This is a genomic window from Sphingobium amiense, from assembly GCF_003967075.1.
GTDB lineage: Bacteria > Pseudomonadota > Alphaproteobacteria > Sphingomonadales > Sphingomonadaceae > Sphingobium > Sphingobium amiense.
Window position 1 is genome coordinate 3,090,231 of record NZ_AP018664.1, and the last position, 21,444, is coordinate 3,111,674.

Genomic DNA, 21,444 nt, shown 5'->3' on the forward strand with positions numbered 1-21,444 from the left:
CGATCGCGGTGGAGCAGGCTTGTTACGGCCGCATCAGCGCTTCGACTGCGGCCTTGTCGATGACCGATAAAACTTCTGCGATCTTGCCTGCCCGCAACGTGTAGAAAGCATGTTCGTAGAAGACCACGCGCCGCCCATTGACTGGAACACCCATGAATTGTCCGATGGGCGTGCAGTCGAACCGAAGGCGTGAGGCGACGTGACTTTCATCCGCTACGACGAGATCGGCGTTGAAATACAGGTCCGGAATGTCTCGAAAATTCCCCTCAAGCATGGCCCGGTAGCCATCCACCCCAAGCATGCGCCCGTTGTGGACCACATCGGCGGCCACGAATTCGCCGAGCTCGCTCCAGGCACGGCGATTCAGGCACGCGATATATCGCGCATACATGCTGGCTGTGGCTGTTTGCTGTGATGACTCATTCATCGTCGGATCTTCCTGCTGCCAATGCTCTCGGTGGACTTGTAACGGTTTTGCGTCGGTCACCGCCAGCACGAAGCTGCCAAAGCCTGCCTGGGCGATGACGCCGGCCACTACACGATCGCTGCCGATTGTGACGCTTATGGTCAGGACCCACTGATCTGAGCGCTCCGATCTGCTTCAGGCTCCGTGAGGAGACTGGATATGAGCGGCGACCTATATTGGCTGACGGACGAGCAGATGACGCGGCTTGATCCATATTTCCGAAGAGCCACGGCAAACACCGGGTTGACAATCGCCGCGTGTTGAGCGGGATTATTTTCGTCAATCGCAACCGGGCTGCGGTGGCGCGACGCACCGAAGGATTATGGACCACACAACACGCTCTACACCCGTTGGAAGCGGTGGTGTGACAAGGGCGTTTTCATCCGGATGATGGAAGGTCTGGCAGCGCCTCAGGCATCCGAACGCACGACGGTGATGATCGACGCAACCTATCTCAAGGTACACCGCACGGCATCGAGCTTTGCGAAAAAAAGGGGGCGCGGAACACCCGATCGGATGCACGAAAGGCGGCATGAACACCAAGCTCCATGCCGTGACGGATACCAATGGTCGGCCGATCAGCTTCTTTATGACCGCAGGTCAGGTCAGCGACTACATCGGTGCGGCGGCCTTGCTGGACGAACTTCCCAAAGCCAATGGCGGCTTGCCGATCGCGGCGATGCCGACTGATTCCGCGATGCTTTGCAGGAAAAGGGCATCACCCCCTGCATCCCGGGTCGTAAATCCCGGAACAAGGCCGTCAAATACGACAAAAGTCGCTACAGGCGCCGCAACCGGATCGAGATCATGTTCGACCGCATCAAGGACTGGCGGCGGGTCGCGACGCGCTACGACCGGTGCCCCAACGCCTTCTTCTCGGCCATTGCCCTCGCTGCCACCGTCATCTTCTGGCTCTGATCAACGAGTCCTGACCCTAGGCGAATGTCGATCTCCATTCCGGATGGGAGCCAACGATAGACAAAAGGCAGGAGCAGCGGATTGCTGGTTCTGCACTGAAATATGCTGTTCTGAAATTTGCGCGACTGTCTTTCGCATTCGCTGTCGTCACAACCTCCCGCGAGCGCCAGTTCCCATAATGCTTCGGCCTCTGCGCGGGCCAGTTTCTGAGCGTCGGCGGCATCACGCTGTCGGAAAGCATCGCGCAAAATCAGTCGGACAAGCCCGAATACGTGTCATGCCGCACGATCATCATGCCCTTTCCGCTACTTGGCTCCGAGATATGCGCTAGGGTCAAGCGGGACATAGGCAACTACATCAAGGCCGGGGTCAATGAACGGCGCACGCGATCGAATAGGGATATGCTGAGCGCGGTCGTGCACGGCAAGGTCGGCGACCACCGACGTGTTTGCGGCGCTTCCGTGAGGTACAAGCCCTATATAGCTTCCTTCGAGGCCAACGACACGATCCCACCTCAAACCATGGGATCAAACACAGAGCTTGCTCGGCGAACATAATGACCACCCGTCACCCGGCGGTAACGGGTGGTCAGCGGGCGGATCATTGCGGTGGCATCATGGTAAGGGTCACCCACTCCGCGACCAACGCCGGCGCGCTTGCCCCTTCAATTTCTACCGAAACCCCGAATTCCGACCGCCATTGCCTGTCGCCGCGCCGCTCCAGCGACCGAAACTGGAAGCGGCCGCATATGCGGCTGCCCACCGGCACCGGGCTGAGGAAGCGCAGGCTGTTCATCCCATAATTGACCAGCATCTCGGCACCGGCGACCGAAGGCAGCACATCGAACGCCATGGGCGTCAGCAGCGAGAGGGTCAGATAGCCATGAGCGATTGTGCCGCCCAACGGGCTATTGGCTGCGGCAACGGGATCCACATGAATATATTGCCAGTCTTCGGTCACGTCCGCGAAGCGATCTACGCGTGCCTGGTCGATTTCGAACCAGCGCGACACGCCGATTTCCTGTCCGACAAGCGCGCGATATGCGCTGAGCGCTATTGGCTCCATCCCCATGCTCACGCTCATGCCCCCACAGACGCGACCGCCACATAGCCAGCGTCGGCAAGTTCGACTTGGCCCTGCGCTGTTCTACTGCCGGGCGCGATCTGTCCGGCACGGTCGCCAACCTCCCCCATGCGGGCGAGAATCTTTTCGGGCGTACCTTGGGTCAGAATGACATGCACCTGGGCGGCGCGCCCAAGGTCGCCCCCGGTGCCCGCTACAATGGCGACGCGGCCGGAAAGATCGATGTTCATGATCAAATGTCCTGCAAGATTTAAGCGAAGTGACGCTCCAGCATACGCCAATCGCATAGGCTTTATCCGCCATGCCCATCGGAACTCGATGGAGGGCTATGCTGGAATTACCGATCCGTAATAAAGGCGATAACGTCCGCGAGTCAAGAGCGAAATGGAAGGAAATTATTGATCTTGGTATCCCGCCCGTCCTCGGGAAAAGGCGGCCGATCTCCATTCATCAAGAGGCGCGCCCTGACTTAAAAGGGATTGCCGGCGCAACTGGGCCGCTGAAGGAGATATGCGCAATCATGCACGCGGGCGCTCAGACCTCGTGCTGACGATTCCTGTTGCTCACCATCCGTTCATGCAGGCGTTGAATAATGCCGCTGCCGGTCCGTTCGAACATTGACGGGATCAGCGCGTGGACAAAGCAGACAATGGCCCCTGCCAGCATCGCCGCGGCAAAGGACATGGAGTGCCACAGATGCTGTCCATAGCTTTCTCCGACCGTCGCGGGGTGTCCGGTAAAATGCCGTTTGATCATAGGTCCTCCGTTGGACCCGGTTTATGATACCAGCGGCAAAAATTGCTTCCAAATTTTTGGCATTTTGCGGAATCTGCCATTAATATGTTCTCGGTATCATCCACTTCGGAGGATAATATTGCTCGACGCACTCGACCGTAAGATTTTACGATCCCTGCAACGCGACGCGTCTCTCCCCTTGTCCGAGGTGGCAGAAGAAGTCGGCCTGTCGACGAGTCCCTGCTGGAAGCGAATCAAGCGCCTGGAGGCCGACGGCTATATCAAGGAACGCGTTGCCATCCTCGACCGTAAAATCCTGGACCTGGGCGTCACTGTCTTCGTGACGATCAAGACGAACCAGCATCAAGAGGAGTGGCTGCGCGAATTTGCACGGTCCGTTGCAGATATTCCGGAGGTCGTCGAATTCTACCGGATGAGCGGCAATGTCGACTATATGCTCAAGGTGATATGCCGCGACATTGACGATTATGACCGCATCTACAAATCTCTGATCAAGCGAACATCGATTTTCGACATCAGCTCCTCCTTCGCAATGGAGCAGATCAAATATACGAGCCAGCTTCCCATTTAGCCGGGCTGGCAATCCAGCGACGATGTGAAGGCGAGGACCGCGCGTCGTGACCGTCGTGGCGGCGTCGCTGTTCCTGCTGGGCATGATGGCCTATGCCGCGATCCACCTGTTGGGCCTCTCTTAGGATAAGAGCGCGCATTCGACCAACTGGACGAGAAAGCCAGCATCGCGATCAGCCGGCGGCGTCTCATCACCGCCGTTGCCGGAGGCGCGGCCGCCTATGCCTGCCGGGGCCGGTCCAAAGTGCGTGCAAGGACATGAAGGACCTGCATCTGACTGGGTCGCGGAACGCACCGGGTCAGCCTGGATCAGGCATAGAGACGATGCGCTGCGGGAGCCTCGACATAGGAAACCTCGCTCGGAGGCCTCAACGTCGTTCAATGTTGACGGCCCGGGCGGGTCCAGCGTCATAGATTTCAGAGTGGACAGTCCCTCACTTGCATCACAGCATTGCGGCCAGGTCAAACCCGCCCTTTGCCAGCTCCACCTGCCCCTGAACGGTCGCATTGACGGGGATTACCTCCCCGCTCCTGTCCGCCACGATATCATGGCCTGCCAGCAATTGTTCGGCTGCGTCCGGTCGATCTTCGATAAACAGGCCCACCGTAAGCGTCACATTCGCCTGCTCGAAACTGCCGCCACCAGCACAAATGATCTTGCGGTTCGGCGCGTCTTCGGAAACCAGCGCGAGCACGGCCGGACTCACCCGCTCAGGCGCCAGCGCATCCAGCATCGGCTGCGGCAGCACCCCTTCCATCATCCGCGTCGCCGCCGTTGGCGCCAAGCAATTGACCCGGACATTATATTTCTCACCCTCCAGACCCAGCGTCTGCATTAGCCCGACCAGCGCCATCTTGGCCGCGCCATAATTGGACTGGCCGAAATTGCCGTACAGGCCGGACGATGAAGTGGTCATTACGATGCGGCCATATTTCTGCGCGCGCATCAGCTCCCACACTGCCTTTGTGCAGTTGACCGCTCCCATCAGGTGGACATCCACCACCGCGCGGAAGTCGGCTAACTCCATCTTGGAGAAAGTCCTGTCGCGCAGGATGCCTGCGTTGTTGACGAGGATATCGACCCGCCCCCAGCGCCCCACCGCGTCGGCGACCATCGCCTCTACTTCGAGATGATCTGTGACGGACGCGCCGCTCGCCATCGCCTCTCCACCCATTGCCTCGATGTCGGCGACGACCTTCTGCGCGGCGGAGATCGACCCTCCGCTCCCATCGGAGGCGCCGCCCAGGTCATTCACAACCACCTTCGCGCCACGGCGCGCCAGAAGCAGCGCATGCGCGCGCCCCAGTCCGCCGCCGGCACCGGTCACAATGGCTACACGCCCTGCTAAATCGATCGACATTTTCTTCCTCATGACTGCTGCCGCTGCGCGCGGCAAATTTTCTTGGCGGGGTCAGTGCGCCGCGCCGCGGGGTGCATGGTCCTGCAAAGCGCGGATAACGGCTGGCCGCGTGACGACCCGTTCAACAAAGGCATGTACGCGTGGAAAGCTGGCGCCAAGATCGAATCCAGGGATCAGATGCTGGCAACCTCTTGCCATGATGAACAGGTAGATGTCGGCAATCGTGAACCTGTCGCCGACCAGGAAGCCGCTGTCCTCAAGCGATATCTCGGGAAGCGCGAAGCGTGCGGCCATACGGTTTCTGACAGCCTGCTTCGCGCTATCGTCGATGTCCCAGAACAGCAGGGCGGCAAGCTTGTGCTGCTCCGTCGCGAAATAGACCATCCACTCACTGATGCGCAGATGCTCTTCACTGCCTGCGGGCGCGGCGAAGCGCCGCTGCGGATCCTGGGCGGCAAGCCAGTCGAGCATTACCGGCGTTTCCGTGATGATCGATCCGTCGTCCCTTTCCAGCACCGGCATGCAGTTTTTGGGATTGATTTCAGAGAGATGGCGTCCATCGGCCATGCGCCGACTGTCTACGTCCATCTCCACCAGCTCGACGGGAATATCCGTTTCATAGGCAAGAATCAGGATCGCCAGCGACGCCATGGGGGCAGACCAGTAGAGCTTCACAAATTTTTTCCTTCAAATGATCGCCGCGCCGCCATCGACGACGATGGTTTGTCCGCTGATGTGACCCCCGGCATCCGAGGCGAGCAGAAGCGCCACGCCCTTGAGGTCGTCAGGCCCGCCGAGCTTGCCGAGCGGCGTGTTGTCGATGAGCCGCTCCTCCCACTGCGCAAGCGTCCCGGCCGTCATCCGTGAGGGGAAATATCCCGGAGCAATAGCGTTCACTCTTATGCCCTTCGGCCCCCACTCTGCCGCCAGCGCGCGCGTAAGGTTGACCACGGCCCCCTTGGCCGTGTTGTAAGCTACGGTGCCCGGCAACGCCGGGTGATGGGCCTGCAATCCCTCCACCGACGCGACATTGATGATCGCGCCCTTGCGCTGGGGGAGGAAGAAATTGCGCGCCATCGCCTGTGACAGCAGGAATAGGCTGGTGACGTTGAGATCGATGACCTTGGTCCAGACGTCGAGCGGATGATCCTCCGCCGGCGCGCCCCAGGTCGTGCCGGCATTGTTGACGAGGATGTCGACGCGGCCGAAGCGCGCACCGATATCGTCGGCGAGCGCAGCGATGGCACCATGATCGGCAAGGTTGGCCGCCACAGCGTGTACCTTCGCGCCATTGGCCGACATCCGGTCCTTCGCCTCATCGAGATCGGCCACCTTGCGGGAGATCAGGACTACCTGCGCGCCAAATTCTCCCAGCGCCTCGGCTATCTGCATGCCAAGGCCGCGCGACCCGCCGGTCACCACGGCGACCCGACCCGAAAGATTGAGCAACGCTCCCAAGCGTCCCATGTCTACAGCTCCATTAGGGCATGAACTCCGCCCGTGGCATAGCGATCGCGCAACAGCTTCTTGTCGATCTTGCCCGTCGCTCCCAGCGGCACGGTCGACACGAAAAGGATGATGTCGGGCAGTTCCCATTTGGCGAACTGCCGCGCCAGATGCTGGCGCACATCCTCTTCGCTGATCAAACAACCAGGCTTGGCCTTCACCATCAGAAGCGGGCGCTCGTCCCATTTGGGATGCGGAATGGCGATGACGGCAGCCGCTTCCGCAGCAGGGTGCATCAACACCGCATTTTCCATGTCGACAGAGCTGATCCATTCCCCGCCGGACTTGATGACGTCCTTCGCACGGTCGGTGATCTGCATATATCCCATCGCATCGATGGTCGCGACATCGCCCGTGTCGAAAAAGCCGTCGGCGTCGAGAGCGGAGCGGCCCGCCCCGAAATATGTGTCGACAATGGAATGGCCGCGGACCTGCAGAAAGCCGGGGGACCGACCGTCATGCGGCATCGCCTCCCCCCGCTCGTTCACGATCCGCATGTCGACGCCGATCGCAACCCGTCCCTGCTTCAGTCTCTGCCGCAACTGTGCTTCGGCCGGCAGGGCAGCGACGTTGGTGGTCAGGGTGCAGGCCGTGCCCAGCGGCGAGGTTTCGGTCATCCCCCAATTATGCTGGACAAGAATGTTGCGCTTCTCGAAGGCCAGGTACAGCGCCTGCGAACAGGCCGCACCGCCGACGAGCGCGCGTGTCAGCTTATCCAGATTTACGCCGCGTGCGTCCATATGGTTGAGCAGGCTCTGCCAAACTGTCGGCACGCCGGCGGTCACGGTCACGCCCTCCGCCTCCATAAGATTGTAGAGCGATTCCCCGTCGACATGCCGCCCCGGCAGAACAAGCTTTGCACCCACCGCCGCTGCGGCGAAGGTCAGCCCCCAGGCATTGGCATGGAACATGGGCACGACCGGCAACCAGACATCGCGTGCGCTAAGGTCAAGCGCGTCCGGCTGCATCGCCATCAGCGTATGCAGATAGTTGGAGCGATGGGTATACATCACACCCTTTGGATTGCCCGTCGTGCCGGATGTGTAACAGAGACCGGCCGGGCTATCCTCGTGAAACTCCCCCCAGGCGCAATCCTCCCCATGGGGCGAGATGAACGCACCCAGCCCTTCCGGGCCATCGCCGTCGAGCCAGATGATCCTGCGGACGGCGGGGTTCGGGGCGGCGGCGGCGGAAATGAGCGGCGCGAACTCAGCATCGGCGAAAATGATCTGATCGCCGGCATGCCGGACGATATATTCGAGCTGCTCTGCGGCGAGACGCGGGTTAAGCGTGTGGCATACTGCACCAATGCCCATGATCCCGAACCAGGCGGCCAGATGATCCGCACTGTTCATCGACAAGGTCCCGACCCGGTCTCCCGGCTGGATACCCTCTGCCAGCAAAGCGTTCGAAATGCGCTTTGCCTTCAGCCGCAAGTCAGCCCAGCAAGTCCGTGAGACCATGCCGTCGTTACCGCGGGACACAATCTCAGTCTGCCCATGCCAGCGCGCGGCATGGTCGATGAATTTGTCCACCGTAAGGGGCCAGTGCTGCATCGGACGAAACTGGGCCTCGCGCGCCATCTCCGCTCCTCCTTCTATCTTCATTCTATCAGGCCGACGCCGCCGCCAGGCTTAGCGAAACGGCTTCAGCAGCAGGGCTGGCAGCGCCGTCTGGTCCACGCCCAGCTTGTCCGCGAGCCAGTCGCAAATATATTCCATGCCCAGCGTCGGGTTATCGATCTGGCAATGGGCAGCTCCGGTCTCCTCCGCAGTGAAGACCTTGAATGTCACATCCTGGCCGTGTGCCTTGGAATATTCATAGGATTCGACAGCGAATTCAAAACCCGCGAAATCGCATTCGCCTTCGGCAATCAGGTAGGGACACCGGATCTGCTGCTGAATACCTTCCAGCGACAACTCACCAAATTTCTTCATCAAGGCAGCCAGGCCTTCCTCCGTCCCGTATCCGGGGACGCCGAAGACCCAGTGGGCATGGCGCACGGCGATGCGCGTCGGGTCGTAATTTGAAGACTGCACGCTCCGCTGCAAATTCCAAATCGCGCCGTCGGAAACGACAGCCTTAAGCCGATGCTCGAAGCTCGCGGCGCGGGGCGCATAGAAGCCGCCAAGGCTCGCGCCATAAAGCGCGATACGATCGGGATCGACGTCCGGGCGCGACTGAAGATAGTCGACGCAGGCGCCGACGGGCACTTCGGTATCGACCCGCACCGTCAGCTTCTGACGTCGCAGCGTCGCGCCCTGACCGGGCAGATCGACAAGCAGAAGCGAAAGACCGCGGGCGAAGGCATGGCGCGTGATCTCGTGCAGCAATTCGTCCTTGAACTCGTCAAGACCGCCGAAGCAGATAACCACGGGATGCCGGTCCAGCGCATAGGGCGCGCGAAGGAAATAGGCGTCGAGATGCGCCCCATCTTCATAGGGTACTTTGATGACTTCGCCGGCAGGCTCCATGCGGCGCAAATATTCGAACGAACAGCCCTCGATCAGGTCGAGCAGTTCGAGCCGGCGAGGATCGTCATGGTGCAGGAAGAATTCGGCCGAGCGGAAATAGTTTGCCGCCCGCAGCCAGTTGTCGCGCGCCGTCTGCACATAATTTTGCGCGAGCGCTTCCTCGGCCCGCTTCTTGTTACGGTGGCCCATGGCCGTCCACTCACCATACCAGCTTTCATCGTCGCCCGGTATGATCCGCGTTCCCACTTGAAAACATTCGCTGACGGTGCTGGCGCCTTCCTGCGCCGCGCCGAGCACGCGCATGAACTGGAAGGAATAGTCCGGATTGTCAGGCCATTGCATCCATCCGACAGGTCGATACTCGCCGACCGGCTTGTAGCCAGGCGCCATGCGGATTTCTACTGCACTACTGCTCATGGTGTCTCCCAGAAGATTGCGTAAAGTTGGATTGTTGGAAGGGATGCCGACCGGCGGCCGGCACTTCAGGCGCCGGTCAGCCTCAGAAGCTGCCGGCGTGAAACCGTCCAAAGGACGGCGGCCAATGGCCCAGCGATCAGCGCAACCATGGCCATGGACCAGCCGACCATCGCGTCGTCATGAAATACGCCGTCGGTGATCAAGGCGACGATCACCGGGCCAACGGCATAACCAAGGATGGAAATCGTCAGGAGGTAAAGCGCGTAAACCTGTCCGCGCATTTCATTGGGTATGACGATGGGCAATGCGACCGGCGCCAGCGCGATGGCCGATGCGAAACCGAACACCGACACGGCCGACAGCAGCAACGCGGCAGTACTGCTGGGAACGATTGATGCCAGCACGGCGGGAACGACGCCAAGCAGCGTAGATCCCAGCGCGACAATGACCGATGCATCGGCACGGCCGGCCGCAGCAAGGCGATTGGTAATAGATCCGCTGATGATGAGCCCGGAAACGCCGCCGATAACTACCGCGAGGCCGTAGTGCAGGCCCGCTTCCCCAGCGGTATAGCCGTAGGCCCGGATCAGATAGGTCGGCATCCATGCCAGCAGGGAAAGGACGACCAGCGCACAGGCGGCGGACGCACAGAATTGCGGGAAAAGAAACGCCCGCTTTTCCATGACCAGCCGGATCGTGTCGCCAAGCGGCACGTTCGCGTCGACCGCGGCGGCCCGCCGGCCCTGCCGGGGCGGCTCCTTGACGAAAAGGAAGGCGGCAGCGACTAATATTCCAGGCAGCCCCGCGACCAGGAAAGAGGCCTGCCAGCCGGCGATCGTCCCCATGAAGGGGATATCAATTGCCCCAAGGCCGGTGACATAGTCGACAACCGCCCCGCCGAAGATCAACGCCAGCCCCGAGCCTGCCGACCCTCCGATCGAATAGAGGGTGATGGGCAGGGCGACACGAGACGGTGGGAAATAATCAGGGATGAGCGAATTGGCAGCAGGCGAAATGCCCGCCTCACCGATCCCGACACCCATCCGGGCCAGGAACAATTGGACAAAATTGCTCGACAGGCCGCACAGCGCGGTCGCTACGCTCCATGCGGCAATACTGACGCCCGCGATCAGCCGGCGGCTGAATCGGTCGGTCAACCACCCCATTGGCAGCCCGACGATCACATAGAGCAGCGTGAAGGCGAGGCCGTGAAGCAGGCTGATCTGCGTGTCGGAAAGCAGAAAATTCGCTTTCAGCGGCACGACCAGCAGCGTGAGGATCATTCGGTCGACCATGGCCAGCATGAACGCCACAACCAGCAATGCCACGACGCCCCAGGCATAAGCCTCGCTTCGCCAGGCGTAGGCCGCGCCCATATCAGCTTTCGCATTTTGCCTGTTTGCGTTCATCATCTTTCCCGCATTGCCTGGGGATCAGCTTCAGAAGTCTTGGTGCCTGGGAGAAGCAGCGATGCTGCGCCCATCCTCCCAGGCAATCCGGTCAAAACCGAACGGTCCCCGTTGCGACGACCAGCCGCGGCTGGCCACGACGGGCCAGCAAATTATCTTCGTCAAAGGGCTGCAATTCGCTGTGATATTTCTCGTTAAAGAGATTGTCGGCGCGCAGCGCGATCTCCCAACTGTCGTCGATGGCCCCTATCGCCGCACGAGCGCCGACAATGTCGTAGGACTCCTGCCTCAGGCTGTTCGTCGCGTTCCAGAAGAAGCCGGAATTATGCACGATGTCGGTGCGCAGCGACAGCTTCAGAGTGGAGGAGAGATCGGTAGTATAGTCGATGCTCGCACCGCCGGAGAATCGCGGGGCATAGGGCACCCGGAGGCCGTCAAAGTCGCCTGCGGTAAAGTCAGATTTCATCCAGCCGCCATTGGCACTGAGGGCAAGCCCGCGCGTAGGCGTCAGGGTGAAGGAGAATTCTGCGCCCCAAGTACGCGCGTCACCGACATTGCCGATGGCCTCATTCGGCACGCCGGTTTCGTCGATCACGAGTGTTTCGAGCTGGCGGTTCTTATTCTTGATGTAGAAAGCCGCAACCTCGTAGGAAAGAAGGCCGCCTTCAGTCTGACCCTTCGCGCCAAGCTCAAGGTTCAACGCTTTTTCCGGCTTGTACGGCAGCAGCGGCGTTTCATTAAACAGTGTGAAACGTCCAGGTTCATAACCTTCCGATGCGTTGAAATACAGCATCACCGCCGGATCGACCTTGTAGGACAGGGTCAGCTTCGGAAGAATCACTGTGTCCCTGACATGCAGCCCGGTGTCGATACGGCGATTGAACCCGAAGAAGTCGTTGTGATTGACGCGCGCGCCAACCGAAGCCTCGAACGGCCCCGCCTTGTAGTTTACTGTCGCGAAACCGGCATAGGTCTGCTCAAGCGTCGTATTGTCGTGGAAGTCCGGAATGTAGAACGGCCCGCCAAAATCGACACCGAATGCTGCGTCGAGATTGAGCACAAGCGAGCGATCTCGGACGCGCGAATAATATCCGCCGACGAGCCAGTTCAGTCCCTCGGCATTGTCCGACTGGAGGCGAAGTTCCTGCGTAAAAACCTTCGTCTTGACAGGATCGGGCTGCACAGCCGTCAGGCCGTCCAAGCCGCTATAATCCAGGTCCCAGCGGAAGCGATTCTTGCGCTCCGTATAAGATGTCAGCGACGTCAACGAGATATCGCCGAGCGTCTGTTCGATGTTGAGAATGGTGCCGAACACCCGGCGGTGGTTGAAAATATCCTGATCGAGGTCCGAGTTCAGGCGATATGCGTTGGCGGCAGGCGTAAGATAATAGTCGTTCCCGCCATTATTCAGATAGCTGTAACGAACACTCAGATTGATGTCGGTATCGTCGGAAGGCCGGAACCGCAAAGCAGCACGAACGCCCTGCTCCTTCGATTTGTCGTTGTTGATGCCGGTGATGTTGTTTTTCAGATAGCCATCGGTCTTGTCGGTATAGGCGGACACCCGCATGGCGACCATGTCCGACAGCGGCACATTGATCGAGCCGTTAACGTTGAAGGTCGACTGCTCACCCACTGCAATGGACGCCCTGCCCTCCAGTTCATTGGACGGCTTGCGCGTCACATATTTCACCGCACCGCCGATGGAGCTTCCGCCATAAAGGGTCCCCTGCGGCCCCTTCAGCACCTCGACGCGCTCAAGATCGACAAGGCGGCTCGCCTGGTCCGTGAAATTCTGTACGTCATCGATGTAGAAGCCGACGCCCTGAACATTACCGAAAGAGCCGATCCCGCGAATAACCACATTGGGTTCGCTATCGCCGCGACGATTGAGAACGACATTCGGCACCGCCTGGCCGAGCTTGTCGATATTGTTGATGCCAGCCTTCTGCAGCGAACTCTCCGAGAAGGCGGAGATAGTCTCGGGCACATCAATCAGACGCTCGTTGCGCTTGCGGGCCGTGACAATGATGTCGCCCGACTCGCCGTTCGGCGTGCTCGCGGCCGCATCGGTGACTGCCTGGGCCGATGCTGTGGCGGGGACCAATTGGCCTATGAAAGCCGCACCCACCAGCAGACCCCATTTCGACGAATTGATCATCCCGATCCCCTTCTATTCGGAAGTTTCAGTTAGCGGAGGTAACAACCACCCACATCGCGCCATTACCGATCCGCATTATTATGGGCATTACCGTTCCGTAAGTCAACGGCGATATTGCATCGTCGGCCCCATTTATGAGGGCGCGGTCGCCAAAGCAGCCCCGAGGCTGCCAGCGGCTTCTCGACGGTGGTTGAACGAACGGGGGGGCAGCGACGGTCGCAGGCGGCGGCGGGTTCGTTCCGCAAGCACGTGTCACAGTCGGCATCGGTGATCGTCAAAGGCGACGTCGGCGGAGAGCGGTGCATCTCTCGGCCAACGCGAAGTCATGCAGTCCCGCGTGGCGCGGTCAGCGGCCCTAGTCGTCAGCAGTATTTTTGCGGAGAGACGATATCAGCGGCGTGAGTGCGTCCGGATTGTGCATCAGCGGATCGACGATGTTCGCGAGCAGCACGCGGGTTCTCCCCCGGCTCTTCGCGACATAGGCATGCGGAATTTCCGCGTTGAAGAGCGTGCTGCCACCGACGCCCAGTTCCACGGGCGGGCGGTCAACAAAATACAGCAAGAGGGCGCCGGACAGAACATAGCAAAGTTCGGTGCCTTCATGCCCACGCAGCCCGCCCGCCTCTTCGACGGTCCGGCTGCCAATATCGAAGATCACCGGCTGGATATGACGGCGGAGCCTGCTGTCTGTGTGCGGGATTGTATAGACATTGCCGTTGACTTCGATCCGCTCACCCTCGCCCGACGCTGCCACGCTGATCTGCGATCCCTGAATCTGCAAAGGCAGGTCCGCGGTGAGGTCGGCCCAGCTCATACGCAAGCCGTAGAGAAGCTTCAGCACGAGCGGCATGGTCGGGGCCATGCGGTTATTCTCGATCCTGGAAAGCGTCGCGGCCGGAATGCCGGTCAGGCGATGCGCTGCGTTGAGGGACATTCCCAGCGCCTCGCGATGCTCGCGAATCCGCTGACCCAGCCGCGCATTGATATCCTGCGCCCCGGCATCGCGGCGCCACGCGCTACGCTCCGCGGCGACACCGTCTTCCTTGGGTTCCCGGTCGGCTTCGTTGAAAGACATCTGCCTAACCTCGGCCGGATATCAAACGAATGGATATCATAGGGGCATATCACGCAAGTTCATCGCCATCACCTAGCAGGCCGTCGCGCAACTGACGAGGAGAATTCGACCATATAACAACCGATCCGTACAACAAGACTGACGTCACGCGGGCCCGGCGTGGGCGATTGCGCCCGGACAGGGCACCCGGACCAGTCGTTCCAGTTCACCAAAGCAACTGGCGGCCACCTTGGCGAAGCGACCGCCGATACGCCGCCTCCCTGCTCAATAGACCTCGAACAGCCCAGCCGCGCCCATGCCACCGCCCACGCACATGGTCACGACGACATATTTCACGCCCCGGCGCTTACCCTCGATCAGGGCATGGCCGACCATGCGTGCGCCCGACATGCCATAGGGATGGCCGATCGAAATGGCGCCGCCATTGACGTTGAGCCGCTCGTCGGGAATGCCGAGCTTATCGCGGGAGTAGATGACCTGGCAGGCAAAGGCTTCATTCAGTTCCCAAAGGCCGATGTCATCCATCGACAATCCATTGGCCTTGAGGAGCTTCGGCACGGCATAGATCGGGCCGATTCCCATTTCCTCCGGCTCCAGACCGGCGACAGCCACGCCCCGATAGGCGCCCAGCGGCTGCAGGCCGCGTCGCTCGGCATCCTTCGCCTCCATCAGAATGCATGCCGAGGCACCGTCCGATAGCTGGGACGCGTTGCCCGCGGTGATGTACCTGCCCTCTTTCACCTGCTGGCCGTTCCTGAAGACGGGTGCGAGCGCAGACAGGCTTGCGAGCGTCGTCTCCGGGCGGTTGCCCTCATCGGCGGCCAGTGTCACGGCGTGTTCCGAAACTTCCCCGCTCTCCTTGTTGACCACAGCCATTGTCGTAGTCATCGCTGCGATTTCAGCGTCGAATCGGCCGGCCGCCTGGGCCGCTGCAGTGCGCGCTTGTGATTGCGCGGCATAGGCGTCCTGAGACTCGCGGCTGACGCCATATCTTTCCGACACGATTTCAGCCGTCTCCAGCATCGTCATGTAAAGGCTTGGCTTGTTTTCCATCAGCCAGGAATCGGGCTGTACGAACGCCTTCGGCACCTGATTGGTGGAAATCGAATCGACTCCGCCGGCGACCGCAACGGCCATGCCGTCGACGATGATCTGCTTAGCCGCGGTCGCGATCGCCATCATGCCCGAGGCGCATTGGCGATCGAGCGACTGGCCCGACACAGTCACCGGCAGGCCGGCGCGGATCAGGCTCTGACGCGCCACGTTCATGAATGCAGTGCCATGCTGGAGCGCGCACCCCATCACGACATCTTCGATCTCCGCAGGGTCTATTCGCGCCCGCTGGACGGCATGGCTGATCGCGTGCCCGGCCAAAGTCGGCGCCGGCGTATTGTTGAAGGCGCCGCGATATGCTTTGCCGATCGGCGTGCGTGCCGTCGAAACGATAACAGCTTCTCTCATAGCGTCATATTCTTCACTTGATGTCCTCCAACCCTCCGTAGCGACAGGATCGATCCCGGCGCGAGCGAAGCAATTCTTACCGATCCGTAATAGCAAAGCTCACCGAAGGCAACAACTGCCTTCGGTGAGCTCGCTTGTCTGCGACACGTCAGAAGTCGGGTCTGAGACACGCCACGGCGCGGCTGGGGCGCCGGGCATGCCGCCTGAGCTGAAGCGACGATAATTCCCGATCAGTTATCGACGCACCCACGAAGAATCTCAGGCGCATCAGAAATGATAGCGAAGCTCGACACCATAGGTCCGTGGCGGATCGTAACTTCCGGAAATCGGGAACCCGGCCAGCCCGGACCCGACGACGGACGAGGCCTTCGTACGTTTGTTGCCGATGTTACGGACATAACCCTGAAGCGACCAGTTGCCAGACTCGGGCTTGAACGTCACAAAGGCATTATATTTCTCGTATGCCGCTTGCCCGACAAAAGCCTGATTTAACGGCGTGAAGTAGTAGTTATCGACGATATAGGCTTCACCCCGCAGCGTCAGTTCTCCGAAAGGCAGGGGGGCTGCATATTGGGCGCTCAGCGAGATGGAATAATCCGGCGACTGATTGAGCTTATTGCCGCTGAGATCGAACGCGAGCGGGTCACCCGGACATTGCGGCACCGCAGGTCCGCCCGGGCGCGCCGGGTCCTGATTGCAGAAATCCGTGTACTTGCTGTGCAGCAAAGCCAAATTCGCCGCAAGTTCCAATCCTTGAACCGGCATGGCCGTGACATCGAACTCGGCGCCATAAAGCTTGGCGCGCGCCGCATTGTCGACGACGATCAGCGCCCCGAGAACCTTTGAAACCTGCAGATCTTTGTAATCATATGCAAATACGGAGACGTTCGTCCGCAAGCGGCGGTCGAACCACTCGGCCTTGATGCCCGCTTCATAGTCGGTCAGATTCTCCGGATTGAACGGTGCCTGAAGGCCGCCAAGGTTGAAGCCGCCGCTCTTGAAGCCCTGCGAGAAGGTCGCGTAGAGGAAGACATTGTCAGTCGGCTTGAACTCCAGGCTCACACGCGGCGTGAAATCGCTCCACCTCTTAGATCCTGAGTTGGTGAACAGCGGTCCCGGCGCGATCGTTCCCGTAAACGGCGTCACGGTATCGAACGCAAGCCCCTCATCGAGGGTCTTCTTCTCGCTGCTGTAGCGCCCGCCGACAACGATCGAAAGGCCGTCAACGATTTCAAAGTCCGCCTGGCCGAACACTGCATAGGCGTTGGTGCCGTAATTGCCCTCGATATAATAGCCCTGCACATATCCCGGCGGCCCAAAATACAGAGCCTGGTCAAGTGGGATCGCGAGCGAGCCGTTGCCGCGCTCACGGAAATAATAGGCGCCGACAAGCCAGTGGCCTCGCCCATATTCACCCTGCAGGCGAAGCTCCTGGCTGTATTGCTTGGAGGCTTCCCGGATGTCGTAGATCGCAAGATCCAGGTTCGACATGTCATAGTCGGTCACGGTGCGCGTATCGAGATGCCGGTAAGCGGAAATCGACGTGAGCGTGGCCCAACCCATATCCACGTTGAGGGTCGCCGACATGCCGGTGGTTATGCGGTCGGTCTTCGACGGAATATTTCCCGAAGTATCGTAGGTGTTTTCAAGCACGACGCCGCCCTGCGCGTTCGCAAAGGGCGTGACGAACGGGCTGCCCTGGCCGAAATAATTCCATCCACCGCTGTGGTCATGCTGTTCCGAATGATCGACCGCGAGAATGATGTTGGCTTCAGGCGAGAAGTCATATTTCAGCTTGCCCCGGACACCCCAAGTATCTTGATCATCGACTGCGCCGCCCGCAGTTATATTGCGGCCAAAACCGCCGCGCGACACGACCTGACCGGCCACGCGCGCAGAAAGATTCTCCGCGATCGGACCGCCTACCGCAGCTTCGCCCTTCCGCAGATCATAGTTGCCGATGGTTCCGCTGATATAGCCGTCGAGCGTGTCGGTAGGGTCTCTTGTCAGAACATTGATTGCACCAGCTGTGGCGTTACGTCCGTATAACGTCCCTTGAGGGCCGCGCACGACTTCCACCCGGTCGACGTCGAAAAAGCTCGCCATCGTCGATTGCGGCCGGCTCAGATAGGCGCCATCGAGGTGAAACGCGACCCGCGCCTCGGAACTTGGCGCAATGGCGTCGTCACCAATGCCGCGAATGCTGACCCGCGCCGATCCGTTATAGGTTCCGAAATTGACGTTCGGCACTGCCGCAGCGAGCGCCTGAACATTGTCGATCTGACGGGCGGCAAGCACGTCCCCGCCCAGGGCGGCGATGGACAAAGGCGTCGTCTGCACATTTTCAGAGCGGTGCTGGGCAGTCACGACGATTTCGTCGAGGGCCGCAGCCTCTGGTCCGTCTGTGCCCGCTGCCGCAGTTTGTGCCATCGCCGGCGCCGCCATGGCCACGGCCGCAAGGCAAGAAACGGATGAAACCAGATCCCAGAACAGCTTGTTCAATCTACCCTCCCATATGAACTATCACTATTGTTTCCAGCTTGCCTTGTGCGCTGCGGCGAAGCTGCTGAACGATTGCGCCGGCCTGCCCGTAAGCTTTTCGACGGCGTCGGTGGTTCTTGCTTCGCTCCCTCCGGCGAGAAAGCCGTCGAGCTGCGCCAGGATCTGGGCGTAGCCCTCGTCCAGACCGAACTCGGTGAATTTCCGGGCCAGGTCCTGCGGGGCGAGCCGCACATGCCTGATCTGCCGTCCGGCCTGGGCGGATATGATCCCCGCCACTTCATCGTAGCTGTGGCTGGCGGGTCCGGTCAGAATCACTCCGTCGTTCAATGGCTGGTCCGCGCAGAGGCAGGCGACGGCGATTTTCGCGATATCCGCAGCGCCGATGAACGCGATGGCGGCATCGCCGGTGGCCGAGTAGAGGCTGTTCTCCCGCCGGATCGTCTCGGCATGATGCGCTTCGGTGAAGTTCTGGAAGAACCAGGAAGGGCGCATCACGGCCCATTCGGGCGCATTGTCCGCCAAGAAACGATGGACCCCGCCCAGCACCGGGCCGTCGATCGGAATCGCGGAGGAACTCAACAGAACGAAGCGCCTTACGCCCTTGTCCACTGCCCTATTGATGAAGGTCGACATGACCGGCAGGGGATCGGGAACGCCGACAGGCGCGACCAGATAGACCCCGTCCACATCCGTCAGCGCCGCGTCGAAACTGCTCTCGTCCATCCAGTCGAACTGCACTCCAGTGTCGGTCTGCGGAGGCTTCCGCGCCGCAATCCGGCAGGCGACGCCGCGCTCGCGCAGACCTTCCACGACATTGCGGCCGGTCTTTCCAGTGCCGCCGGTGACCAGGACTTTCGTTGCCGCCGCCATCGTCAATTCCCTCCCGCCGAGAAGGCATCCGCCAGCGCATCCGCCCCGCCAAAGGTTTCGATGGCCACGAGCGGGTTCCAGAAGTCGCGGTAAAGCACCAGCTTTCCGGCTTCATTGACCCGCATGAAGCCGACATAATGCTGGTTATAGGGGCGTCCCGTCGGTAGCGCGGTGGCCTTGCAACGTATCTCGACAAAGGCTTCAGTGCCTTCGGCATTCGGGATAAGCCCGACAATGTTGAATTCGCTGATATCGAATCGTTCGGGAAAGCCGCTCATATATTCGGCAATGGCCTGCTTGCCCACGACCTGCTTTTTGTAGCCGGGCGGGGAATAGGGGTGCTCAAACACGCCCTCATCAGCCCACAGATCCAGCCATCCCGCCATGTCCTTGGTCAGGATCATATTTGTGTACTGCTCCATCAAGGCCGGTAGGTCGGAATATTGTCCCGTCTCAGTTCTGCTCATTTCGATGTCCCATTTGCCTAACCAACGACTTCACGGATTGGCCATGTTTTGCCGTTGAGCCGCTTCGCGTTCGTCGTTACTATACGTCGTTACGATGCGTTACGTCGCAACCTATGCGTATCGGCGCTGGAACGCAAATGTTTTTCGCTCTATGATCGACCGATGAAGTACGAACGCATATCCACTCATCAGCCCGCCGGTGCCGCCGTGCTGCAGCCGAAGGTGACCGGCGCCCTCATGCGCTCAGCGCTGATAGAACTGGCGCGGCATGGATATGCGAACTTCTCGCTGGGTGCGGTCGCGCGCCGCGCCAATGTCGGCAAGCCGTCGCTTTACCGTCGGTGGCGCGGCAAACCCGAATTGGTCGCGGACATGCTGCTGCATTTCGGCATCTCCGTCGTCACGGTCGAGGATATGGGTTCGCTGCAACGCGAACTGGAGGAATATGCGCAGCGCAGCATCGCCATGTTGGAGCGGCGGCTGGCCCGTGCGATTCTGCCGGATGTTTATGGGGAGCTTGCCCGCAACACCGCGCTGAGCGAGCATATTCGGGTCCATTTTCAGGAACCGAAGCGCGAGCAGGCGATGCGTATCATCGATCGGGCGATCGCGCGCGGAGAGGTTCCCCCTACAGCTGACAGCGGGCTCGCGCTCGACCTGATGGCCGGACCGCTTTACTGGCACCTGATGATTACGAAAGATCCCGTGACAGACGATTTCGCCGCGAAATTTGCCAAGGCGATCGCCGGCGCGCTCAAGGCCTGTTGAGAGCGATCGGCATAGCCTAGCCGCGGGTAGGGTCGATCAAATATTTCTCACCCGTCGCCAGCCGCTTATAGGCCAGCAACACCTCCGGCTCGAGTGCTTCGGCCAGGCTGATCGTGCGGGTATAATGGGTGGCGAAGGTCGTGGTCAGTTCTTCGATCACACGCTGGCGCAACCGATCCTCGACCTCGGGACCGACGCTATGCAGGAACGGCCAGAGCAACCAGCCCGAGACGCTCCACCGGAAGCCAAGGGCGGCACGGTTCAATATGGTTGGCGATAAATCGAGCGCGCCATAAATATACAATTGCTTGAACACCGATGAGCCATAGCGATCATAGCTGGGCATCTTCGCCACAGCCGCCCGCTCCATGGCCTGCAATATTTTCCCACCAAGTTTGCCACCGCCGATCGGATCGAACGCGATTGTGGCGCCAGTCTGCGCAATCACCTCGGCAAGCTGGGTTGAAAACGCCTCATTCTTGCTGTTGAGCACATGGACCGCTCCAAGGCCGCGAAGAATGTCCACTTGCTCCTGGGAACGAACGATGTTGATCAGCGGCATGCCGTCAGCGAGACAGATTTTCTGCAGCATCTGCCCCACATTCGACGCTGCGGCGGTGTGGACGATGGCCTTATGCCCCTCACGCCCCGCCGTTTCCATCAGGCCCAGCGCGGTCAGCGGATTGATGAACATCGACGCACCGTCGGAGGCATTCGCGCCATCGGGCAGGAGCATGAAGTTCCGGCCGCCGATCAGCCGATAATCGGCATACATCCCGTCGCCGATCATGCCCACACGCCGGCCTTCGAGACCCGCCAGGTTGCGCCCTGCCCGAACGACGGTTCCCGCGCCTTCGCTGCCGACCCGAAGCGACTGGCCCAGACGCCCGCGAAAGGCGGGCAACCGCTCCTGCGGCACGGTAAACGCGATGCCGGTCCTCTCGCCTTGTAGCACTTCCATCGTCGTCAGATCCGCCGGGCCGGTCAACAATCCGAGATCGGTCGGGTTGATCGGCGCCGCCTCCACGCGGACCACAAGCTCGTCATCGCCCGGTTCGGCAATCGCCACCTGCTCGAGTGAGAGCGTCATCGCCCCATCCGCGTCGATCCGCGACCGCAACTCACGTCCCGTGTTGCTCATGATCCACTCCATTTGCATCCAGCGGTGCCGAAGCCCGCT

At 60.4% G+C, this 21,444-nt stretch carries 22 protein-coding genes and 1 pseudogene; 5 read left to right on the forward strand and 18 right to left on the reverse strand.

The window, feature by feature from the left end; genetic code table 11:
- Positions 1-22 precede the first annotated feature (22 nt).
- Positions 23-535 carry an ester cyclase gene (locus SAMIE_RS15040; protein WP_197724639.1) on the reverse strand — a complete coding sequence of 171 codons (513 nt, stop codon included), beginning with the start codon at positions 533-535 and terminating at the stop codon, positions 23-25.
- Between the two features lie 213 nt (positions 536-748).
- Between SAMIE_RS15040 and SAMIE_RS24135 the strand changes: the two are divergent.
- The 3 genes and pseudogenes from SAMIE_RS24135 to SAMIE_RS24145 all read left to right on the forward strand — a co-directional run.
- Positions 749-844 (forward strand): annotated as a pseudogene (locus SAMIE_RS24135) (transposase); the annotation flags it as partial.
- 9 nt (positions 845-853) lie between these two features.
- A complete protein-coding gene (locus tag SAMIE_RS24140) occupies positions 854-1,156 on the forward strand; it encodes a hypothetical protein (RefSeq protein ID WP_369691271.1) in 303 nt (100 codons plus the stop codon).
- Positions 1,157-1,168: 12 nt separating this feature from the next.
- Positions 1,169-1,384, forward strand: a complete 216-nt coding sequence (locus tag SAMIE_RS24145) for a transposase (RefSeq protein ID WP_369691270.1) — start codon at positions 1,169-1,171, stop codon at positions 1,382-1,384.
- Here the strand turns inward: SAMIE_RS24145 and SAMIE_RS24150 are convergent.
- The 4 genes from SAMIE_RS24150 to SAMIE_RS15060 form a co-directional block, all read right to left on the reverse strand.
- Positions 1,315-1,638 (reverse strand): S-4TM family putative pore-forming effector, encoded by a 324-nt coding sequence (locus SAMIE_RS24150; RefSeq protein ID WP_369691272.1) that lies wholly within the window; start codon positions 1,636-1,638, stop codon positions 1,315-1,317. The genes SAMIE_RS24145 and SAMIE_RS24150 overlap by 70 nt on opposite strands.
- A 346-nt stretch (positions 1,639-1,984) precedes the next feature.
- Entirely contained in the window at positions 1,985-2,467 is a 483-nt protein-coding gene (locus SAMIE_RS15050) for a MaoC family dehydratase (protein ID WP_066701983.1), read from the reverse strand.
- On the reverse strand, positions 2,464-2,697 hold the full coding sequence (locus tag SAMIE_RS15055) for a hypothetical protein (protein WP_066701981.1): 234 nt from the start codon (positions 2,695-2,697) through the stop codon (positions 2,464-2,466). Before SAMIE_RS15055 ends, SAMIE_RS15050 begins: the two co-directional genes overlap by 4 nt.
- A gap of 304 nt (positions 2,698-3,001) precedes the next feature.
- Positions 3,002-3,223, reverse strand: a complete 222-nt coding sequence (locus SAMIE_RS15060) for a DUF6356 family protein (protein WP_066701978.1) — start codon at positions 3,221-3,223, stop codon at positions 3,002-3,004.
- 118 nt (positions 3,224-3,341) lie between these two features.
- Here SAMIE_RS15060 and SAMIE_RS15065 point away from each other — a divergent pair, with 118 nt between their 5' ends.
- Complete coding sequence (locus SAMIE_RS15065; RefSeq protein ID WP_083952573.1) at positions 3,342-3,794, forward strand: Lrp/AsnC family transcriptional regulator; 453 nt, start codon at positions 3,342-3,344, stop codon at positions 3,792-3,794.
- A 442-nt stretch (positions 3,795-4,236) separates the two neighbouring features.
- Here the strand turns inward: SAMIE_RS15065 and SAMIE_RS15070 are convergent, their stop codons facing one another.
- The 12 genes from SAMIE_RS15070 to SAMIE_RS15125 form a co-directional block, all read right to left on the reverse strand.
- The gene (locus SAMIE_RS15070) at positions 4,237-5,154 is read right to left on the reverse strand and encodes an SDR family NAD(P)-dependent oxidoreductase (protein ID WP_066701976.1); all 918 of its coding nucleotides are present in this window, start codon (positions 5,152-5,154) and stop codon (positions 4,237-4,239) included.
- A gap of 51 nt (positions 5,155-5,205) precedes the next feature.
- Positions 5,206-5,829: a glutathione binding-like protein gene (locus SAMIE_RS15075; RefSeq protein ID WP_126516867.1), complete on the reverse strand. Its 624-nt coding sequence runs from the start codon at positions 5,827-5,829 to the stop codon at positions 5,206-5,208.
- 12 nt (positions 5,830-5,841) lie between these two features.
- Positions 5,842-6,621 (reverse strand): SDR family oxidoreductase, encoded by a 780-nt coding sequence (locus SAMIE_RS15080; protein ID WP_066701971.1) that lies wholly within the window; start codon positions 6,619-6,621, stop codon positions 5,842-5,844.
- Between the two features lie 2 nt (positions 6,622-6,623).
- Positions 6,624-8,267, reverse strand: coding sequence for a long-chain fatty acid--CoA ligase (locus tag SAMIE_RS15085; RefSeq protein WP_232037271.1), 1,644 nt, complete (start codon positions 8,265-8,267; stop codon positions 6,624-6,626).
- A gap of 27 nt (positions 8,268-8,294) precedes the next feature.
- Positions 8,295-9,551, reverse strand: a complete 1,257-nt coding sequence (locus SAMIE_RS15090) for an alpha/beta hydrolase family protein (RefSeq protein WP_083952572.1) — start codon at positions 9,549-9,551, stop codon at positions 8,295-8,297.
- A gap of 65 nt (positions 9,552-9,616) precedes the next feature.
- Positions 9,617-10,963, reverse strand: a complete 1,347-nt coding sequence (locus tag SAMIE_RS15095; protein ID WP_083952571.1) for a spinster family MFS transporter — start codon at positions 10,961-10,963, stop codon at positions 9,617-9,619.
- Positions 10,964-11,051: 88 nt separating this feature from the next.
- On the reverse strand, positions 11,052-13,121 hold the full coding sequence (locus tag SAMIE_RS15100; protein ID WP_066701963.1) for a TonB-dependent receptor: 2,070 nt from the start codon (positions 13,119-13,121) through the stop codon (positions 11,052-11,054).
- A 355-nt stretch (positions 13,122-13,476) separates the two neighbouring features.
- Positions 13,477-14,196, reverse strand: coding sequence for a helix-turn-helix domain-containing protein (locus tag SAMIE_RS15105; protein WP_066701960.1), 720 nt, complete (start codon positions 14,194-14,196; stop codon positions 13,477-13,479).
- A 264-nt stretch (positions 14,197-14,460) separates the two neighbouring features.
- Positions 14,461-15,657, reverse strand: coding sequence for an acetyl-CoA C-acyltransferase (locus SAMIE_RS15110; protein ID WP_066701957.1), 1,197 nt, complete (start codon positions 15,655-15,657; stop codon positions 14,461-14,463).
- A 267-nt stretch (positions 15,658-15,924) separates the two neighbouring features.
- Complete coding sequence (locus SAMIE_RS15115) at positions 15,925-18,159, reverse strand: TonB-dependent receptor (RefSeq protein ID WP_066701954.1); 2,235 nt, start codon at positions 18,157-18,159, stop codon at positions 15,925-15,927.
- 24 nt (positions 18,160-18,183) lie between these two features.
- Positions 18,184-19,029, reverse strand: coding sequence for an ergot alkaloid biosynthesis protein (locus SAMIE_RS15120; protein ID WP_066701951.1), 846 nt, complete (start codon positions 19,027-19,029; stop codon positions 18,184-18,186).
- A 2-nt stretch (positions 19,030-19,031) separates the two neighbouring features.
- The gene (locus SAMIE_RS15125; RefSeq protein WP_083952570.1) at positions 19,032-19,496 is read right to left on the reverse strand and encodes a nuclear transport factor 2 family protein; all 465 of its coding nucleotides are present in this window, start codon (positions 19,494-19,496) and stop codon (positions 19,032-19,034) included.
- Positions 19,497-19,550: 54 nt separating this feature from the next.
- Between SAMIE_RS15125 and SAMIE_RS15130 the strand changes: the two genes are divergently transcribed.
- On the forward strand, positions 19,551-20,264 hold the full coding sequence (locus SAMIE_RS15130; protein ID WP_126516868.1) for a TetR/AcrR family transcriptional regulator: 714 nt from the start codon (positions 19,551-19,553) through the stop codon (positions 20,262-20,264).
- Positions 20,265-20,280: 16 nt separating this feature from the next.
- On the opposite strand, the gene SAMIE_RS15135 is transcribed toward SAMIE_RS15130, so the two are convergent.
- Complete coding sequence (locus SAMIE_RS15135; RefSeq protein WP_066702019.1) at positions 20,281-21,405, reverse strand: MDR/zinc-dependent alcohol dehydrogenase-like family protein; 1,125 nt, start codon at positions 21,403-21,405, stop codon at positions 20,281-20,283.
- Positions 21,406-21,444 lie beyond the last annotated feature (39 nt).

What these genes read in the sequence shown, in the direction of transcription:
- SAMIE_RS24140 (WP_369691271.1), top strand. Translation starts at nt 854, where the DNA reads ATGATGGAAGGTCTGGCAGCGCCTCAGGCATCCGAACGCACGACGGTG.
- SAMIE_RS15050 (WP_066701983.1), bottom strand. Translation starts at nt 2,467, where the DNA reads ATGAGCGTGAGCATGGGGATGGAGCCAATAGCGCTCAGCGCATATCGC.
- SAMIE_RS15055 (WP_066701981.1), bottom strand. Translation starts at nt 2,697, where the DNA reads ATGAACATCGATCTTTCCGGCCGCGTCGCCATTGTAGCGGGCACCGGG.
- SAMIE_RS15060 (WP_066701978.1), bottom strand. Translation starts at nt 3,223, where the DNA reads ATGATCAAACGGCATTTTACCGGACACCCCGCGACGGTCGGAGAAAGC.
- SAMIE_RS15070 (WP_066701976.1), bottom strand. Translation starts at nt 5,154, where the DNA reads ATGTCGATCGATTTAGCAGGGCGTGTAGCCATTGTGACCGGTGCCGGC.
- SAMIE_RS15080 (WP_066701971.1), bottom strand. Translation starts at nt 6,621, where the DNA reads ATGGGACGCTTGGGAGCGTTGCTCAATCTTTCGGGTCGGGTCGCCGTG.
- SAMIE_RS15085 (WP_232037271.1), bottom strand. Translation starts at nt 8,267, where the DNA reads ATGAAGATAGAAGGAGGAGCGGAGATGGCGCGCGAGGCCCAGTTTCGT.
- SAMIE_RS15090 (WP_083952572.1), bottom strand. Translation starts at nt 9,551, where the DNA reads ATGAGCAGTAGTGCAGTAGAAATCCGCATGGCGCCTGGCTACAAGCCG.
- SAMIE_RS15095 (WP_083952571.1), bottom strand. Translation starts at nt 10,963, where the DNA reads ATGATGAACGCAAACAGGCAAAATGCGAAAGCTGATATGGGCGCGGCC.
- SAMIE_RS15100 (WP_066701963.1), bottom strand. Translation starts at nt 13,121, where the DNA reads ATGATCAATTCGTCGAAATGGGGTCTGCTGGTGGGTGCGGCTTTCATA.
- SAMIE_RS15105 (WP_066701960.1), bottom strand. Translation starts at nt 14,196, where the DNA reads ATGTCTTTCAACGAAGCCGACCGGGAACCCAAGGAAGACGGTGTCGCC.
- SAMIE_RS15110 (WP_066701957.1), bottom strand. Translation starts at nt 15,657, where the DNA reads ATGAGAGAAGCTGTTATCGTTTCGACGGCACGCACGCCGATCGGCAAA.
- SAMIE_RS15120 (WP_066701951.1), bottom strand. Translation starts at nt 19,029, where the DNA reads ATGGCGGCGGCAACGAAAGTCCTGGTCACCGGCGGCACTGGAAAGACC.
- SAMIE_RS15125 (WP_083952570.1), bottom strand. Translation starts at nt 19,496, where the DNA reads ATGAGCAGAACTGAGACGGGACAATATTCCGACCTACCGGCCTTGATG.
- SAMIE_RS15135 (WP_066702019.1), bottom strand. Translation starts at nt 21,405, where the DNA reads ATGAGCAACACGGGACGTGAGTTGCGGTCGCGGATCGACGCGGATGGG.